Genomic DNA, 18764 nt, shown 5'->3' on the forward strand with positions numbered 1-18764 from the left:
ATCAGAATGCCTATCCTTAAGTATCAAGTTAAAAAGCACCTACTCAATTTGTTCCTTATATTTTGAGGCAACGCCTCAAAAGCAAAAACAATGAATTGATCGGTTCGTTTCTTTTACCCATCTGTTTGATTCATAAACAAACAGACGCTTCTTGTACTACTTCTCTGTTTATGTAAATCTTTTCAAAGAACTCTTTTCTTATCACTCTATACGTTATAAGCAAACCGCCTATTTCGTAAAAGCGAGTGCAAAGGTATGGATAATTTTGATACCCTCCAAATATTTTGAAAGAAAAGTTTGATAAAAAATGATTTTTTTGCGATAGAGAGGAGAAGAAATAGCCTACACCTTATATATATAATATCTGAGGAAAGCTTGACAAGAAGTAATCAGAAAAAAGATAGGGACTTGTAATAACAGGAAAAAGAAGTTCGTCTTAGCTCAAAGAGTACACTACTTAAGAGCCCAATTGGAGATTAATCTCCAATATTCTCCACAGTTGGTTTCTTTATCTCTGGTTTCGGAACCTTAACAGCTGGCGTAGTCTCCGCCTGCCCCTCGGGTACAGTTGGAACAATAACGGGCTCCTCAGACTCATCAGCAGACTCCTCTTGTCTTTTCTCAACAGGCTTCGGTGCCTCTTTCTTAACCTCCTCCTTCACTTCTTCTTTCACCTCCTCTTTTGTCAAAACAGGTATCTTCGGACCATTATCAACACCAATAACTTCACCCGACATATCCACCTCGTACTTCCGTGGAGGTGCCATCTCTCGCGTTTCCATGAGTACACCCAAAACAAGAGAACCTACTGCCAAAACGATGGCACATATAGCTACTGGTACTTTATAAGTTGGTTTCTTCTTCATTATTCATGTATTGTCTTACATCTACGTGCCCACGATCCAGCACGCTACAAATTTATTAAATAATTCAAGGAGAGGTGTTATTAGATAGATGATTTTAGTTTTTTTAAGACAGAAGATACAAAATGTACGGATTGTGAAAGTATATACATTCACAACTAATTATGCGAAGTACACTATTTCATAACTCATAATTCAAAATTACTAATGATGCTATAAAATTGGAACCACATCATTTGTATTTAATCTGTCAGAGCCCCTTTTATTCATATTAATACCTACTAATAGGTATTTTATTGTATGAAAAAGCCAATGAACGGCGTTTTATCAGTTTTTTTCTTTACCTTTGTTGGTTAGTCAGGATGATAAAAAGGGGAGCAGGTCAGCAATGCCTTTGATGCACCCAGGCGGACAATGCAAACAAGGAAATAGATATGAAACTATCAGCATTACGAACGGGTGAGACCGGAATCATCGTTAAAGTCTCTGGACACGGGGGCTTCCGAAAACGAATCATAGAGATGGGTTTCATCGAAGGGAAGCAGGTGGAGGTGCTCTTGAATGCGCCTCTTCGCGACCCAGTGAAGTATAAGATCATGGGATATGAGGTCAGTTTGCGACATAGTGAGGCTGATCAAATAGAGGTTGTACCCGTTGATAAAATGCAAAAGGGGCAACAACAAGAAGGGAAACAGAATAAGAATAAAGGTGTAACTGCCGACCCGAAGGATGCGGAAGACCACGCCCTGACCCCGAACGGAGCATTGAAAGAGGCGGAGAGACGCAGTAAGACGATCAGTGTAGCACTCGTTGGCAACCCGAACTGTGGGAAGACTTCCTTGTTCAACTTCGCTTCTGGCGCACATGAACGCGTCGGTAACTACTCTGGAGTGACCGTAGATGCGAAGGTGGGACGTGCTGAGTATGAAGGATATGAGTTCCATCTCGTCGACTTACCAGGCACTTATAGCTTGTCAGCATATAGTCCTGAGGAGCTATATGTGCGTAAACAGTTGGTCGAGGAGACGCCCGATATCGTCATCAACGTCATTGATGCGTCCAATTTGGAGCGTAACCTTTACCTCACCACACAGCTCATTGACATGCACGTGCGCATGGTTTGCGCCCTAAATATGTATGATGAGACCGAAGAAAGGGGCGACCATATTGATTACGAGAAGTTATCTGAACTCTTCGGAACGCCTATGGTGCCTACTGTCTTTACCTCCGGACGTGGTGTGAAGGAGCTTTTTCATCAGGTGATAGCCGTTTATGAGGGCAAAGAAGATGAGAGTTTACAGTTCAGGCACATCCATATTAACCACGGACATGAGATAGAACACGGTATAAGAGATATTCAGGAACATTTGAAGAACTACCCTGATTTACGCCAAAAGTATTCTACCCGCTATCTTGCCATCAAACTCCTTGAGAGCGATAAGGATGTGGAACGACTCGTCCAACCGCTTGGCGATTCCCTAGAAATATTCCAGCACCGTGACAGAGCAGCGCAACGTGTGAAAGAAGAAACGCACAACGATTGCGAAACAGCCATCATGGACGCTAAATACGGGTTCATTCACGGAGCCTTGGAAGAGTCGGGTTATACCACAGGGGATAAGAAAGACACCTATCAAACAACCCATCTCATCGACAAGATACTAACGAATAAGTACTTAGGGTTCCCTATCTTCTTTCTTATCTTGCTCTTGATGTTCACCGCAACATTCGTTATTGGACAGTACCCGATGGACTGGATTGATGCAGGAGTAGCCTGGTTAGGCGACTTCATCAGCCAGAATATGCCTGACGGACCTGTCAAAGCGATGCTGGTAGACGGAGTTATCGGCGGAGTTGGGGCTGTTATCGTGTTCTTACCACAGATTCTTATCCTCTACTTCTTCATCTCTTACATGGAAGATAGCGGTTACATGGCACGCGCGGCATTCATTATGGACCGCTTAATGCATAAGATGGGGCTGCATGGAAAGTCTTTCATTCCATTGATTATGGGCTTTGGATGTAACGTACCAGCGGTGATGTCGACCCGAACCATTGAGAGTCAGCGCAGTAGACTCATAACAATGTTAATCCTTCCATTGATGAGTTGTTCGGCAAGGCTACCTATTTATGTTATGATAACAGGTTCGTTCTTTGCCCTTAAATATCGGTCATTAGCCATGTTGTCACTCTATGTCATCGGTGTGTTAATGGCAATTGTAATGAGTCGATTGTTCTCTGCCTTCGTTGTAAAAGGCGAAGATACGCCCTTCGTGATGGAGCTTCCTCCTTATCGATTCCCTACTTGGAAGGCGATTGGAAGGCATACTTGGGAGAAGGGAAAGCAGTATTTGAAGAAGATGGGAGGCATTATCCTCGTTGCATCTATCATCGTTTGGGCTCTCGGTTACTTCCCTCATACGGACGATCCGAGCGTTTCTAATCAGCAACAACAGGAACAGAGCTACATCGGAAGAGTAGGTCGTGCGGTCGAACCAGTGTTCCGTCCGATGGGATTCAACTGGAAGTTAGATGTCGGACTGTTGGCTGGTGTGGGTGCAAAAGAGATTGTTGCATCCACGATGGGAGTGCTTTATTCTAACGACGATAGCTTTAAGGATGACAGTAACTTCTGTTCCGAATCAGGGAAGTATGTGAAGTTACACGAACTGATAACGCAAGATGTAGCGCAATTACATGGTATTTCTTATGAGAAAGCACAGCCAATAGCAACGCTGACCGCCTTCTGCTTCCTCCTTTTTGTGCTGCTTTATTTCCCTTGTATAGCCACGATTGCAGCGATAAAAGGCGAGACGGGCAGTTGGGGATGGGCTCTTTTTGCTGCAGGATACACTACAGCTCTGGCGTGGGTGGTCAGTACGGTGGTCTTCCAAATAGGCTGTTTATTCATTGGATAAGGTATAGAATAGAGCTTTACAAACCCTTACAAATAAAAAAGCTAGTTGTCTTAGGAATCCTAAGGGAACTAGCTTTTCTCGTTTATTGAGGCTCTTTCGGTTCTCTCGATGCCCTATTCTTTCTTACTTTCCCAGCCTCGCCAGAAACTTCAGACCCCATAGCTGCATCAGAGTCCCTAGTCCTCCAAGCCTCTTGAAAACACCTAAAAATAAAGAACAAAAAGCTACTCTGCGTCTCTCATAACCATCATAAAAAAAAGAAACGGCAGAGCACTCGCTCTTCCGTTACCTCCGAATAACCACCATCTCACGACGTTGATGTTTCTACAATCTTTACCTAAAATATAACTAAAAACCTAAATCTATTACTAACCTAAACAAATCTTCTTATTTAAATAGAAATCCTGAGCAATCTTAAATACCTATAAGTCACTAAGACCTAATCTATGACCCATTATGTATTATCTCGTGATTCTGATGCAAAGGTACAGTCTTTTTTTGAACTACCAAACGTTTCGTAGGATATTTCTTATCGAATCCATCATTTATTGATATATATCAATTATAAACCGTAATATTCGTTGGTTTTTTAGTTAATAATGGTAAGTTAAAACACAACCAGCCTCCCCCACAAGAAGAGGAAAAGCCTCACCCCCACCCTTCTACAGCCTCACCCCCGCCCCCTCTCCGAATGGAGAGGGGAGTGAACAGTACTGTTTGCAAACAAAGAGGGCGTTTCCTTGATGTGAAGGAAGCCTCTCTTCGATGCGACGGAACGCCCTCTTCATATTGAAGAAGGCGTTTCTTTAATTAATGATAATGCCAACCTGTAGGGACAGACGCCCTCGTCTGTCCGCCAGAACACAACCAGCGAAAGCCTCCCCAAGCCCCTCAAAAGGAGGGGATGTTGTCTAACGGGATGCCAAAAGGGGATGAAAAGGCGGACAGACGAGGGCATCTGTCCCTACATTGTGGTGTTCTATTCCACAGAACAAACAACTTGTTAACTCGTTAACCCGTCCACTCGTCAACTCTACCTAATCATAATTTTGAATTAAAGGAAACGCCTCCTTTCCTTGCCGGTATCGGCAAAAAACACAGTATTTGTAGCCTAATTCACATCTAAAAGTTTGCCGATAGCAGCGTATGGGGTACATATCAGTGAAACAATTTGCTAATAAGTATGAGCCATCCGAGCACACAATTAAAGCTTTTGGATTACTTCCGAATCAAGTATTGAGCGCCCTCTCATACACCGCCACATACTCCCGTGCTACTTTGATATGGTCATGGTGCTTGCGAACATAGGCGTAACTCTGGTGGCGAAGGGCTGGGATTTGATTGAGATGAGTGACAAGCTGCGTAAGAGCTGACACACAACTCTCATACGAGGGGAGGACATTAATGATTGGGCGAAGCGTTGTCTCGTGCAGAAGAGCATAGTGTTCGGGTTCGCCCCCACCAATACATATAATGCCATGTGCCATCGCTTCAAGTGGATTCATTGATGGAGTATAGCTGTAGAGTTGGTCCATGATAGCATCAGAACCACGCATCGTCCGCACATACTCATCGAAGGGTAAGCCCGTAACTACCTTTAGATTCAATCGATCGGGATAGTCGGCTTTCACCTTCTCAGCCGCTCGCAACATGATATCCGTGCCTTTATACACTGACCGGTTACGGCTGATTCCGATAAAGAGATTTAATTGTTTTGGTGGTTCAGGGGCTATCTTCGGTTCGTCCCCCACAACGATTGGAAAGGGAATAAAGGTTGTCTTTGTGGAAAAAAACGGCTGATAGCAACACCAGTATTCGTAGAGTCCAGTGATAATACCATCACATTCCGCTGCCATCAGGCGGTTCAAGCGTTCCTTCTCAGTGCCAATCCAATCCTTCCGCTCGCTTACAGCCTCTTCATTCTGGCGCAGTTTCGTACCGAAATTGAAGTCACTATACCGCAAAGGCATCGTCGTGGAACAGGTATGCACCCAATAGTAATCCATGCCGAAAGCCCCCAGAAAGAGTTTTTTATTGTGCTTTTTGAGGTAACGAAAGATGTAGAAAAGGCGTTCGGCACGCAGTTCAAAGAAGATAGGGTTGATGAATTGCACCACATCATAGCCTCTCAAACGTGGTAAAAGAGCGTATATCTTTGCCAAGAGGCGCACACCTCCCAGTCGTCCCGTTGGTCGGCTCACATCAATGTCACGTGGATAATTCTTCCAAAAGTCGCCATTTGAGACCACAGTCACTCGATGTCCAAGTGCGCGCAAACCCATTGCCAGCGTGTTATGAACATTGCTATACTCGCCTAAGAGGAGGATTTTCATAAACCAAACGATTTTAGTTTCTTGCGAAGTAGAGCCATTTCTTCTTCTAACTTATCACGTTTGGGCGTTCCTTTTAAGCCATAGTATTCATCCTTTAATTGCTCAAGTGTATGTATAAAACCCATTACTTCGTATCTTAAATCATCGTTTTAGGCTAAGAGCCAACAGCAAGATCTTACGTCCCCAAGCGGTGTTGATGAGTCTTCGGAACAGTTTATAGTTACGCGTGTAGTCCTTTTCTGGCAATGGGAAGAGCCCTTGGTCGGTCAGTCGTTGCAATATTTTCTCCAAGTGACCAGCGTCATGAGTGAGGCGAATAACATTATATAGATAGTCCATCGTTAGTTGCGCAATGCGCCGCTCCATAGCAATTCGATCCTTAACAGGCAAGTATTCCACCTTATCCTTCAGTCGGTTGATGATCTTCTCGAAGTCAGTTAGACGCTTCAACTTGCTCTTTAAGTCCCGAGAATGGGTGATGGAACCCTCGTGCTGACGATAGTAATAAGCCTTGTTGTTGCTTACGTAAAGTTTTTCTATGCGTAACATGAGTTGCGGAGTAAACTCTTCATCCTCATGCACAAAGCCCTTTGGGAATCGTAACTCATGTAGGCAGCGACGGCGGAAGAGGTATCCACAGGCACTGGCGTGTATGTTGTTATGCGTCATATAGTCCGTTCCGCTCACCGGACCAGTCCAGTCTGGACTTGGAGTAGCCGTTGGTTTGTCCGAAGGAAAGAACATCACCATGTCTGCATCCTTGTATCTTGCGATGTCAAGGCACTGCTCGTAAGGGCTAATAAGCAGATAGTCGTCAGCATCAACGAACTGAATAAAGTCGCCTTCAGCCAATGTTATGCCTCTATTTCGAGCCTGACTCAACCCTTGATTGTCCTGTCTTAGATAATAGATAGTCGATGACAACTCCATGAGTTCAGCGATGGGTGAGCGTTCAGAACCATCATCTACGACAATAATCTGGCGTTCCGTCTCAGCGAGCGAGAGCGCAAGAATACTGTTGATACACTCTCGAAGCATCTCAAGAGGCTCATTGTGATAGGTCACGATGAAGCTAACTAACGGTTTCGTAAGCCCATTTTGTGTATAAATTGATTGAGTTGACATAAGCGTTTAAGCCCTATTAAATGAAGAATCAATAGTTTCGTTGTACCCTTATAAGGGAGTACTGGGAGCACAGGAGCAGCCTTCGTTGCCTCATAAACATCCATTTGAATGTTCAAAAGTGACTCATAATAAGCTGCTGTCAACGTCCCCCATTGTGTGAGATGACGCAAGTGAGCCGCCAAAAGATGGGTTAGCTCTTGTCCTCCAGCATGTGCCGTAATGCCTTGAGGGTTATCTGTATAGTAATAAAGACCCCGTTCCGTTGTCCCTATCACACCCGCTTTTGCGAGTAAGAAGGGCAATGTGTAAGCATCTTCAAACACCTTTCCAACAGGATAGCGAACGCCCTCGAAGAGCCGTCGACGATAGTATTTATTACAGGCGTAAGTATGCCGGTAGCCCCCACCAAGCCAATAGTCTCGAGCCGAGGTGAACGCCTTTTCAGAGAAAGTAAGCAACTTCTCGCATTGCTTATTGCCGTGATGTTGCATCACAGGATACTCCAGTATGTCATATTCCGGGTGCATATCCAGCACTGCAAGTAACGCCTCAATCGTACCCTCTTGGATAAAGTCATCAGAGTCAATGAAGGTCACATACTCCCCTTGCGCATGCTCCAGTCCCGTGTTGCGAGCCGCTGATAAGCCTTGATTCGATTGATGAATAAGCGTGCAATTCGCACGTCCTTGAATCATTCTCGAGGCTATCTTTGCCGAATCATCAGGGCTTCCATCGTCAATGATAATCAGTTCCATCCTATCGTCCAACTGCATGAGCACACTCTCCAAACAGCGTTGGATGGTGTCTTCAACACGATAGATTGGAATGATAATTGACAGTAACATGTAATATTGTTTGGTGCAAATATAATAAAAAAGAATGGTTTCCGTTCATATAGAAGATGAAAAAAAGCACTAATACCGATGGTTATCTCCATGTCTTGAAGTATATCAGCTTGTTTGGTGGTGTACAAGGACTTAATGTGCTGATAGGCATTATCCGCAACAAAATCGTGGCTTTGTTGTTAGGTCCGCAAGGTGTTGGTCTCATCTCATTATTCAACTCTTCGATACGATTAGTTAGTGATTCCACCAACTTCGGCATAGCGATAAGTGCCGTGCGAAACCTCTCCAGCGATTATGACAATGGTGAGGACGAACGTTTACAGGCTGATATTCGCATCGTGCGGTCGTGGAGTTTGCTTACAGCTGTGCTCGGAATGGTGGTCTGCATAGCCTTGAGTCCGTTGTTGAGTCACTATTCCTTTTCGTGGAATGGTTATACCTTCGATTTCATTCTACTCTCTCCTATCATCGCATTGACGGCTATCACAAATGGAGAAATGGCTATTTTGAAAGCCGTCCGACGCCTCCGACAGCTGGCAGAACTATCCGTTTATAACGTTCTTGGCACTTCCCTGCTCACCATCCCATTATATTACTTCTTCGGAGAGCGTGCCATCGTCCCCTCTTTACTGCTTGCTGCTTTGGTGCAAGTGGTGCTCACCCTCAGTGCTTCTTGGCGTCTCTATCCGTTCAAACTATCCTTTTCACGTTCCGATTTGGGTGCTGGCTTAGGAATGATTCGGCTCGGTGTGGCGTTCGTACTGGCTGGTGTATTGGGTTCAGGAGCCGACTTCATCATCCGAAGTTACCTCAACAACGTAGCCAATACAGCGACTGTCGGCTTCTATAATGCCGCTTATATGATGACAATGGTATATGCTGGAATGATCTTCTCTGCCATGGAAACCGATTATTTCCCACGTCTCTCGGGGGTCAATCAGCTGTCGTTTACTTTCCGTCAGACCGTCAATCGCCAGATTGAAGTAACCCTTTTGCTCGTTTCCCCACTGCTTGCTCTCTTCCTTCTGTTGCTTCCGCAGCTCCTTGAAGTGCTCTATTCAGGGCGATTCCTGCCTGCGCTTGGCATGGCACAAGTGCTCGTCTTGGCTATGTATGTGCGTGCCGTGCGCTTGCCGATGGAGTATATTAGTTTGGCAAAAGGCGCTTCTCGTGCCTATCTCATCCTCGAATCGGCTTACGATCTATTGTTAGTAGCATTGCTCCTCACGTGTTTCAACAAGTGGGGAATCACTGGTGCGGGTATCGGAATAGCCCTTGCTGGCACGCTCCACCTGCTCATTGTCTATGTTTATATGGCTCGCAACTATCATTACCGACTGTCGGCTGATGTCGTGAAACTCGCTGCTTTCCAGTTTACATTGGGTCTTCTCACCTTCTTCTGCGTACGTTCTGAACTGTGGCAATGGCGTTGGTGCGTGGCAAGTGGGCTTTGCCTCGTGAGTGCGATAGCGTCCGTTCGGGTGTTAAGGAGTAAGACCGACCTATGGACAATATTAACCCATAAACTCAGAAAAAAGGCTTGAAATGATACCAAAAGTAAGTGTTCTCGTTGCGGTTTATAACACAGCTGACTATCTGCCAGCCTGCCTTAACTCGCTTCTTAACCAATCGTTGCATGACATTGAGGTGATTTGTGTGGATGATGCGTCGACTGATTCTTCCTTAAAAATACTGCGACAATATGCCACGAAAGACCCACGTGTGCAGGTCATAAGTCTTGATGAAAATAAAGGACAGGCTCACGCACGCAACGTTGGACTATCACGTGCAACGGGCGAGTATATCGCTTTTGTGGATAGTGATGACTGGTTGTCTTTGGATGCACTGTCTTCTGTGGTTAAAGCATTCGACGAAAAGGAGGTTGATTCGGTTCTCTTTCACCTCGTTTATACCTATCCAGACGGGCATACAGAGGATTATCCTATGCCCCAATTCACCACGATGACAGGTGAAGAAGGGTTCCGAAAGAGTCTCACATGGGCTATACATGGGTGCTATGTTGTGCATCGTGAGATACACAAAGCATACCCATACGACGAGTCGCAAAGGGCATATAGCGATGATAACACTACTCGAATACATTATTACAAATCGCGTCGCATAGCTCTTTGTGAGGGTATCTATTATTACAGACAACAAGCTGCTTCGGTCACGCATGCGGTGAGTGTGCGCCGTTTCGATTATCTCCTTGCCAATGAGAGTATGCATCGTCAGCTGCTCGACTTGCATGTTTCCGATGAAATCCTTGCTCTTTACGAGACCGAACGATGGTTGAATCTCGTGGGACTCTACTTCTTTTACTATCGTCATCGCCGTTCGCTCTCCCCATCCGACCGCCGTCGTGGACTGGACATCATGCATCATGTGTGGGCAACAATCAACCTTTCTCTTGTCCGCCCCAGCCTTCTCCGCAAGTTTGGCTACCATCCTTTCCGCCGTTCTTGGCTCCTCTTCCGTCTGCAAGAAGAGCTTTATTTCTGGTTGAGAGAGCGCATCTGGAAACTCCTCCCAGCCTCCCCAAGCCCCTCCGAAGGAGGGGATGTCCTCCCCAAAGGTCTTGCTTAACTTCTAAAGTGTGGTTGGTATGAGTGGACGAGTAGACGGGTTGACAAGTAAACGAGTTGTTTGTTCTGTGCAATAGAGCACCACAATGTAGGGACAGACGCCCTCGTCTGTCCTCCTTTTCACTCCCTTTTGGCATCCCGTTAGGCAACATCCCCCTCCTTGGAGAGACTTAGGGAGGCTTTTTATTTGCTGTGCTCTGGCGGACAGACGAGGGCGTCTGTCCCTACAGGTTGGCATTATCTTTAATTAAAGAGACGCCCTCTTCGCTTTGAAGAGGGCGTTTCCTTGCCATGAAAAGGGCGTCTCTTCACATCGAAGAAACGCCCTCTTTGTTTGCTAATAGTAGTATTTACTCCCCTCTCCATTGGGAGAGGGGTTGGGGGTGAGACTCCTTCTCTCCCCTTGGGGGAGGCTGGGAGGGGTTGTTCCATTGGGAGAGGGGCTGGGGGGTGAGGCTCCTCCTTTTCCCTTTAGAGGGCTGGGTGGAGCTTTACTTCTTGATATTTGCCTCCTGAAGACCATACTTCTTCTTCTTATCAATGACGATAAGAACGAGCGAAACAACGATGGCTGCAACGCCACAAGAGGTGAAGAACGCTTCCATGGAGAAGTAGCTTGGGTCGTTCTTATTGAATGATCCAACTGCCATTGGAACTAAACTCAACCCGATGTTTTGTATATAGAAGATGATTGCATACGCTGAACCGAGGAGCTTCATAGGGATGATCTTAGGTACACTTGCCCACATCGCAGATGGCACCAAAGAGAATGCTACACCCAAAACAAGCATGATTACAACTGCAAACCAGCCCACTGGGAGGATGTGAATCATAAAGATGAAGTGTACACAGGTGAGCATTGTACTACCAATGAGCATAAGAGTTGCACCCTTACCAATGCGGTCGTAAAGCGTTCCGAACAATGGGGTGAGGAGGATGGTACCGAATGGTATCAATCCTGGGAGCACTCCAGCAAAGGTGTCGGAAACGTTATAATTGGCAATCATCAGCTTTGTTGCAAACTTTAGGAATGGGAATACTCCACTGTAGAAGAGCAGACATAGAGCTGTAATACACCAGAAACCTGGGTTGGAGAAGATAAACTTCAAGTCGGAGAAGTGGAACCCTTCATCCTCGCTATCTGCCGTATTCTGTCCCTCAACTGCCTCTGTTGACGCATCGAGTTTCTTATCCATTACGGTGTAAACAATGAATGCAAGCAAACCAATGATGAGTAGAACGAGACCAAGAAGGACTGGCGCACTAACGTGACCGCCCATCGCTTTGGCAAAAGGTAACGAACCCATCATGGCACCGGCAGTACCAAGACGAGCCAAAGCTACCTGTATTCCCATCGCAAGAGCAAGTTCGTGACCAGTGAACCACTTAGTGATTACCTTTGAAACTGTGATTCCGCAGATCTCACAACCCACACCGAATATAGCGTAACCAAGCGATGCTACGGCCGCAGACATTGGTAAGCTGAAGTTGAAAGCACTGATAGAGAAGACGCTATCACCAAAGTCGGTGCTAACGCCGAAGTACTTAATTGCAACACCGGCGACCATCAACGAGCATGCCATAACACCTGTGAATCGGATGCCCATCTTGTCTAATATGATGCCACCGAAGAACAACATGAGTAGGAAGACATTGATAAGTCCATAACTACCAGCGAAGAATCCGTAGTTACTTGACGTCCAACCGAGTCCGCCCTGAGCCTTTGGAGTCTCCAAGAGTGCCTCCAATGGCGACATTACATCAGTGAGGAAGTACCCCATCATCATAGTAAATGCAACTATAATCAGGGCTGTCCAACGGGCTTTAGGACTGTCACTGAGCTTTCTTTGAATTGTTTCTACCATTATAATTGATTGTTTTGTTTTTTCTTGATTATTATCTTTTGTATTTCTCATGAGTGCTAGTTTCCTAGAAGTTCTAGGTATCTTAAAAACAATTAGGATACCTAGAACCAGTCCTCCTCATGCTTATTTCTTCTTCAACCAGCGGTCGAGCCAATTAAAGAAGGTACGCTGCCAGAGGATACCATTTTGTGGTTTCAACACCCAGTGATTCTCATCTGGGAAGAGCAAGAGCTCTGCTGGGATGCCACGCAATCGAGCGGCATTAAATGCGCCCATGCCTTGGTTGGCATTAATACGATAGTCTTTTTCACCATGGATACATAGTATCGGGGTGTCCCATTTATCAACGTTTAGATGTGGAGAGTTGGCGTATGTGCGTTGAGCAGACGCACTCTTGTCCTTGTTCCAATACGCATCATCATACTCCCAGTTGCTGAACCAAGCCTCTTCAGTGTCCGTGTACATGCTCTCAAGATTGAATGCTCCATCGTGAGCAATCAAACACTTGAATCGCTTGTTGTGTATTCCTGCAAGGTAGTAAACCGAGAATCCACCGAAAGAAGCACCTACTGCGGCTAAGTTATCCTTGTCAACAAAGGGCAAATTCTGCGCTGCGTCGTCAATAGACGATAGGTAATCACGCATGCACTGACCCGTCCAATCGGTACTCACTTGTTCGTTCCATTCACTGCCATAACCCGGTAGTCCGCGACGGTTCGGGGCTATTACTACATAGCCATTAGCCGCCATGATCTGTAGATTCCAGCGGTAACTCCAGAACTGAGAGACGGGACTTTGAGGTCCACCCTCGCAGAACAAGAGAGTTGGATAACGCTTGTTAGGATCGAAGTGAGGCGGTGTAATGACCCATTCCTGTAACTTCTTTCCGTCTGAAGTAGCGACCCAGCGATCTTTAACCTCGCCTAAAGCGAGTTGGTCGAAGATGTGTTTATTCTCGAAAGTAAGCTGTGTCTGTTGGCTATCCGCATTGCCTTTTGAGGGCGTGATAGCGTAGATTTCATTCGGTTGAGATATGCTCTGTCTAATACCTAAGAGCTGTTTATTACCTAACAGAGCGATACTTACATAGTTGTGGTCGCCCTTTGTTAGTTGACGAACAGCCCCCTTGAGGTTGGTCTGATAGACATTAACGGTTGCATGCCATACTCCGATGAAGTATAAAGACTTAGAGTCAGCACTCCAAGTATAGTCATCTACATTCGAGTCGAAGCTCTCTGTAACATAAGTCTTGCGTCCTGTTGCCAGTTCGTAGACGCAGAGTCGATTGCGATCACTCTCATATCCATTGCGTTTCATGCTCTGCCAAGCAATGTATTTGCCGTCAGGTGAGAACTTAGGGTTGACATCATAGCCTACATTAAAGTCTCCTGACTGATGGTTGACAGCCTGATCTCGCATGCTCTTTGTCGCATCAATCTTAGGTTCAACATAGTCGGCTGGCTTGCAGAGATTGGTTGTCTTACCCGTTTCCACATTATATATATATATGTCGGCATCGGTAGAAATAGCATATTGAGTGCCCTCCTTCTTACGACAAGTATAGGCAACTGACTTTGAATCAGTGCTCCAGTCAATCTGTTCTATCCCTCCGAAAGGCGCCATCGGACTCTCATACGGCTCGCCCTCAAGTATGTCCTTGCCTGCATCCACGCCATTAGCAGTGACGTTGGCAACGAATGGGTGAGCATTAGAAGTTACGTAGTGATCCCAATGGCGATAGTTCATATCAGTGATTAACATACCTGTTGCCTTTGGAAGATCATCTGGATTTTCCTTGATAGTGCCGTGATAAGGAATGCTCTTGACCAATACCACGCGCTTCTTGTCAGGTGAGAATCGGAAGCCTTCGATGGCTATGTCAGAGTGAGTCAATTGATGTCTATTACTGCCATCAATCGACATTGTCCATAGTTGACCATCGGTTAGGAAGGCAAGAGTCCGGTTGTCCAACCATACTACATCACTCTCACTTTTAGCAGAGGTAGTCAGTAGTTTGTCATTCTTACCATCGGCATCCATGATGCGAATCACTTGATGTCCTCGATTCTCTTTAACGCTGTAGTAGCCTACTTGGTAAGCGATCTTCTTGCCATCAGGAGAGGCTTGTGCCGACCCGATTCTACCCATAGCCCAAAGAGCTTCAGGCGTCATAAGGTCGCTTTTCAGCGTGATGTTGCTACGTCCGATATTGACATCCTGTGCTTGAGTGGCAGTCCCCGTCATCATCAGTGCAGCTGTCATTGCAACGGTTAAGTTCCTGTTCATAGTTATAGACCTTTCTTTCGTTTGTTTAAATCGTCCTGTTTCTTACGCATTTCCTCTTGCTGTTTTTGCTGCATCTCTTGCAATGCCTGCATACGAGCAAAGAGACCGCTCGACTTCTTCGGATTGTTTTTTGCTTCCTTCCTATGCGCCTCGAGGATTGCTAAAAGCTTCTCGTCATTGGTCGTCTTACGCAATGTCCACATGATAGCAGCCGAGAAGAAGAGGGAGACGAAATAGTAGAAGTTCAGTCCAGAAGAGTAGTTATTGAACATAAAGAAGAAGAAGAGTGGCATCGCAAACATCATGTATTGCATCATTTTCATTTGGTCTGCTTGCTGTCCAACCATCTGATCTTTCTGTTGTTGCATTGTGAACCAAGAGTAGAGAAGATTGGCTCCGCAGAATAGAATACACGTCAGTGAGAGGTGGTCACCGATAAGCCATAAGTCGCTATTCCACGATAGAATCGGGTCGTAAGTACTGAGATCCTTCATCCAAAGGAAGCTCTCCCCACGCAATTGGATGGCGTTTGGAACAAAGTTGAACATCGCAATCCAAATAGGCATTTGGATAAGCATTGGCAAGCAACCAGATAATGGACTCACACCATACTCGGCGTATTTTTGCATCATAGCTTGCTGCTTCTGCATTTGATCTTCAGGCTTATTAAACTGCTTAGTAGCCTCATCGAGCTTTGGTTTCAGCACCCTCATCTTAGCCGAACTCATATAACTCTTCTTCACCATTGGGTATGTGATGAGCTTTAATAATAAGGTGATAAGGATGAGCACAACGCCCATTGGGAACACTTTACTTAGCCAATCGAAGACGTAAAGAGTGAACCATCGGTTGATAATACGGAACAGTGGCCACCCGAGATAGACGAGTCTCTGCATGTCAAGGTCTTTCCCGAAGCGACTCTCCTTTTCGACTGATTGCAATAGACGGAAGTCGTTCGGACCGAAGTAGAACTCAAATTCTGATGCCTTCTTACCCGTTGGATCGAATCCAGCCTTCATGTTGGCTGCATATTGCTTGAGGTATTTTGTCCCTTTCTCAAGCGGTGTACTCTTGAGCTGTGCACCTGTTGCAAAGTTGTCTTTAGCGATCATCACCGCTGAAAAGAACTGATTCTTGAAAGCCACCCAGTCCATTGGCTCCTCTGTAGTCTCCTCTTTCTCGGAGGTCTCACTGAGGTAGTCTGTACTGCCATCGTGCTTCTTGTAAGTCAGAGTAGCATATCTATTCTCAAACATAAAGCCACGTTCTTGCTGTCTACACCTATCCTCCCAGTTGATATCCATTTGGTTATAATTAGGTGCAAACATACCACTCATGCCTTCAGCCTGCAATGACATGTGAAGGAGATAATCCTTTCCAAGGGTATAGTTCAGCGTCAAGGTCTTACCCTGTCCAGCATCAGCAGTGAGCGTAACGGTGCTATCGGTGACGTTAGAAGGTGTAAAGTAAAGATCCTTTGTTTCGATGTTTGAGGTCTTAGCAGACAGCATGAAGTTAAGGTTCTGATCGTTCCCACTGAATAAAGTAAGGTCTTTCTGATCCTTAGAACCATCCTTTACATCGATGTCATGACCTACATAGTTCTTGATAACTGCCTTACGAACAACACCGCCCTTAGTCGATAGGGTCAACTCCACCTTACCGTTCTTTAGTGTGATATCTTGCGCCTTTCCATTCAGTGCCGAGTGAAAGAGAGCAGTAGTATCAGTGGCAGCCTGTGCCTTCTGCTGCGCCAGTTTTGCTGCTTGCAGTTGCTGACTTTGAGCTTTCTTAGCCGCTGCTATCGAATCGAGACGAGCCTCTTTTTGCTGTTGTTCAAGCTGCTCTTTAGATGGTTGTTGCCACCATGCAAAACCAAAAAGTACCAGGGCTATAAGGATAAACCCAGTAATAGTTTTCTTATCCATTTATTGTTTTTTCTGATTGTCTATAGATGCTTTTACGAAAGAGAGGAACAATGGGTGGGGGTGAAGAACAGTCGATTGATACTCCGGATGGAACTGAGTTCCGATGTACCAACGTAGTCCCGATACCTCTACAATCTCGACTAACTCACTCTCAGGATTGTGTCCGACGCACTGCATACCATGCTTTTCAAACTCTTTCTCATAGTCGTTGTTAAATTCATAACGGTGACGATGGCGTTCCTGAATATGCTCTTTTTTATAAATATCAAATGTCTTTGAACCCTGACGAAGCACACACTCGTAAGCTCCCAAACGCATGGTTCCACCCATGTTGGTTATGTTCTTCTGCTCCTCCATGATGTCAATAACGTTGTGCGGAGTCTTTCCGTCAATCTCACGAGAGTTCGCATCCTTATATCCGAGGACGTTACGTGCGAACTCAATAACCATCATCTGCATACCAAGACAGATTCCGAACGTCGGGATGTCATGGGTTCGTGTGTAATGAGCAGCTACGATCTTACCTTCGATACCACGCTGTCCAAAGCCCGGACAAATCACTATTCCGTCCTGTCCCTTTAGCTTTTCTGCAACGTTATCTTCGGTTATCTCCTCTGAAGAAATGAATGTTATAACGGTCTTGTGATCGTTATATACACCTGCTTGAAGCAGTCCTTCACGAATACTCTTATATGCATCTTGCAGATCATATTTGCCCACGAGACCAATATATACTTCTTTCTTCGCCTTGCGCTGACGGTCAAGAAACTCCTTCCAAGGACCTAAGCCCGGTGTAGGACCAACCTCCTCGCCACACTTACGGAGTATTGCTGCATCCAAACCTTGCTTCTGCATGTTGATAGGAACATCATAAATGCTGGGCAGATCCTCGCTTTGAACAACGCAATCCATGTCTACGTTACAGAAAGCAGCTACCTTCTTACGAATGTCATCATCGAGGTGCTTCTCTGTACGAAGCACGAGGATATCAGGCTGAATACCCACACTCTGCAACTCTTTCACACTATGTTGTGTGGGCTTAGTCTTCAACTCGCCCGCTGCACGGAGGTAGGGCACGTATGTCAAATGGAGGTTGATAGCACGCTTGCCGAGTTCCCATTTCATCTGACGAATAGCCTCCAAGAATGGTGCCGACTCAATATCTCCGATCGTACCACCAATCTCTGTAATCACAAAGTCATAGTGATACTTCTTGCCAAGGAGCTTGATATTCCGCTTAATCTCGTCTGTTATGTGCGGAACAACCTGTATCGTCTTACCGAGATAATCGCCCCGACGCTCCTTATCAATGACACTCTTGTAGATACGACCAGTGGTCATTGAGTTTGCCTTAGTGGTCTGTATGCCTGTAAAACGCTCATAGTGACCGAGGTCGAGATCGGTTTCCATACCATCAACAGTTACGTAGCACTCCCCATGCTCGTATGGGTTTAGCGTTCCCGGGTCAATGTTTATGTACGGATCAAACTTCTGGATGGTGATGTTGTAACCCCTTGCTTGCAGGAGCTTACCGATAGATGACGATATAATACCTTTCCCTAAAGAGGAAACGACACCGCCCGTTACGAAGATATACTTTGTTTCAGCCACGATTATGAATGTTTAATTATTGTCTAAACTACCTATGTTTTATAATTACATACTAATGTGCAAAGATACTACTTTTCTATGAATTAGCCCGCTTATAATAATGTTTTTTAGACAAAGCGAGGGGGTTTTATCATCGTACATGCTATTCGCTGTAATTCAAAATTATGATTAGGTAGAGTTGACGAGTGGACGGGTTGACGAGTTAACAAGTTATTAGTTCTATTGAATGTAGTGCCAAAAGTAGGGACAGACGCCCTCGTCTGTCCGCTCATTTACCCTTTCATGGCATCCCGTTAGGCAACATCCCCTCCTTTGAAGAGGCTTGGGGAGGCTTTTATTTGCTGTGATTTGGCGGACAGACGAGGGCGTCTGTCCCTACAGGTTGACATTATCTTTAATTAAAGA

General features: G+C 45.5%; 12 protein-coding genes. 3 read left to right on the plus strand and 9 right to left on the minus strand.

What is annotated here, in order from left to right; all coding sequences use genetic code 11:
• Positions 1–476: 476 nt before the first annotated feature.
• Complete coding sequence (locus J5A55_RS08995) at positions 477–866, minus strand: hypothetical protein (protein ID WP_004383958.1); 390 nt, start codon at positions 864–866, stop codon at positions 477–479.
• Between the two features lie 431 nt (positions 867–1297).
• On the opposite strand from J5A55_RS08995, the gene feoB reads away from it, so the two are divergent.
• On the plus strand, positions 1298–3781 hold the full coding sequence (gene feoB, locus J5A55_RS09000; protein WP_004383959.1) for a ferrous iron transport protein B: 2484 nt from the start codon (positions 1298–1300) through the stop codon (positions 3779–3781).
• A 1229-nt stretch (positions 3782–5010) separates the two neighbouring features.
• Here the strand turns inward: feoB and J5A55_RS09005 are convergent.
• From J5A55_RS09005 to J5A55_RS09015, 4 genes are read right to left on the minus strand one after another with little or no spacing between them, the layout of a single operon-like run.
• On the minus strand, positions 5011–6114 hold the full coding sequence (locus J5A55_RS09005; protein WP_004383961.1) for a glycosyltransferase family protein: 1104 nt from the start codon (positions 6112–6114) through the stop codon (positions 5011–5013).
• Positions 6111–6239 (minus strand): hypothetical protein, encoded by a 129-nt coding sequence (locus tag J5A55_RS12485; protein WP_004383962.1) that lies wholly within the window; start codon positions 6237–6239, stop codon positions 6111–6113. The genes J5A55_RS09005 and J5A55_RS12485 overlap by 4 nt, the downstream gene beginning before the upstream one ends.
• A gap of 16 nt (positions 6240–6255) precedes the next feature.
• A complete protein-coding gene (locus J5A55_RS09010) occupies positions 6256–7239 on the minus strand; it encodes a glycosyltransferase family 2 protein (RefSeq protein ID WP_082239128.1) in 984 nt (327 codons plus the stop codon).
• Positions 7191–8084: a glycosyltransferase family 2 protein gene (locus J5A55_RS09015; RefSeq protein ID WP_004383964.1), complete on the minus strand. Its 894-nt coding sequence runs from the start codon at positions 8082–8084 to the stop codon at positions 7191–7193. The genes J5A55_RS09010 and J5A55_RS09015 overlap by 49 nt, the downstream gene beginning before the upstream one ends.
• A gap of 56 nt (positions 8085–8140) precedes the next feature.
• Here J5A55_RS09015 and J5A55_RS09020 point away from each other — a divergent pair, with 56 nt between their 5' ends.
• Together J5A55_RS09020 and J5A55_RS09025 are read left to right on the plus strand one after the other, a co-directional pair.
• Positions 8141–9628, plus strand: coding sequence for an oligosaccharide flippase family protein (locus J5A55_RS09020; protein ID WP_004383965.1), 1488 nt, complete (start codon positions 8141–8143; stop codon positions 9626–9628).
• Positions 9629–9632: 4 nt separating this feature from the next.
• A complete protein-coding gene (locus J5A55_RS09025) occupies positions 9633–10670 on the plus strand; it encodes a glycosyltransferase family 2 protein (RefSeq protein ID WP_050755902.1) in 1038 nt (345 codons plus the stop codon).
• A gap of 490 nt (positions 10671–11160) precedes the next feature.
• Here J5A55_RS09025 and J5A55_RS09030 read toward each other — a convergent pair whose 3' ends face one another.
• From J5A55_RS09030 to pyrG, 4 genes are all read right to left on the minus strand, one after another.
• Positions 11161–12585, minus strand: coding sequence for an MFS transporter (locus tag J5A55_RS09030; protein WP_004383969.1), 1425 nt, complete (start codon positions 12583–12585; stop codon positions 11161–11163).
• Between the two features lie 72 nt (positions 12586–12657).
• Positions 12658–14820, minus strand: coding sequence for a dipeptidyl-peptidase Dpp5 (gene dpp5 / locus J5A55_RS09035; RefSeq protein ID WP_004383971.1), 2163 nt, complete (start codon positions 14818–14820; stop codon positions 12658–12660).
• 2 nt (positions 14821–14822) lie between these two features.
• On the minus strand, positions 14823–16748 hold the full coding sequence (gene yidC, locus J5A55_RS09040; RefSeq protein ID WP_004383972.1) for a membrane protein insertase YidC: 1926 nt from the start codon (positions 16746–16748) through the stop codon (positions 14823–14825).
• Positions 16749–18359, minus strand: a complete 1611-nt coding sequence (gene pyrG / locus J5A55_RS09045; RefSeq protein ID WP_004383974.1) for a CTP synthase — start codon at positions 18357–18359, stop codon at positions 16749–16751.
• Positions 18360–18764 lie beyond the last annotated feature (405 nt).

The sequence above is a fragment of the Prevotella veroralis genome, assembly GCF_018127765.1.
In the GTDB taxonomy this organism is placed as follows: Bacteria; Bacteroidota; Bacteroidia; order Bacteroidales; family Bacteroidaceae; genus Prevotella; species Prevotella veroralis.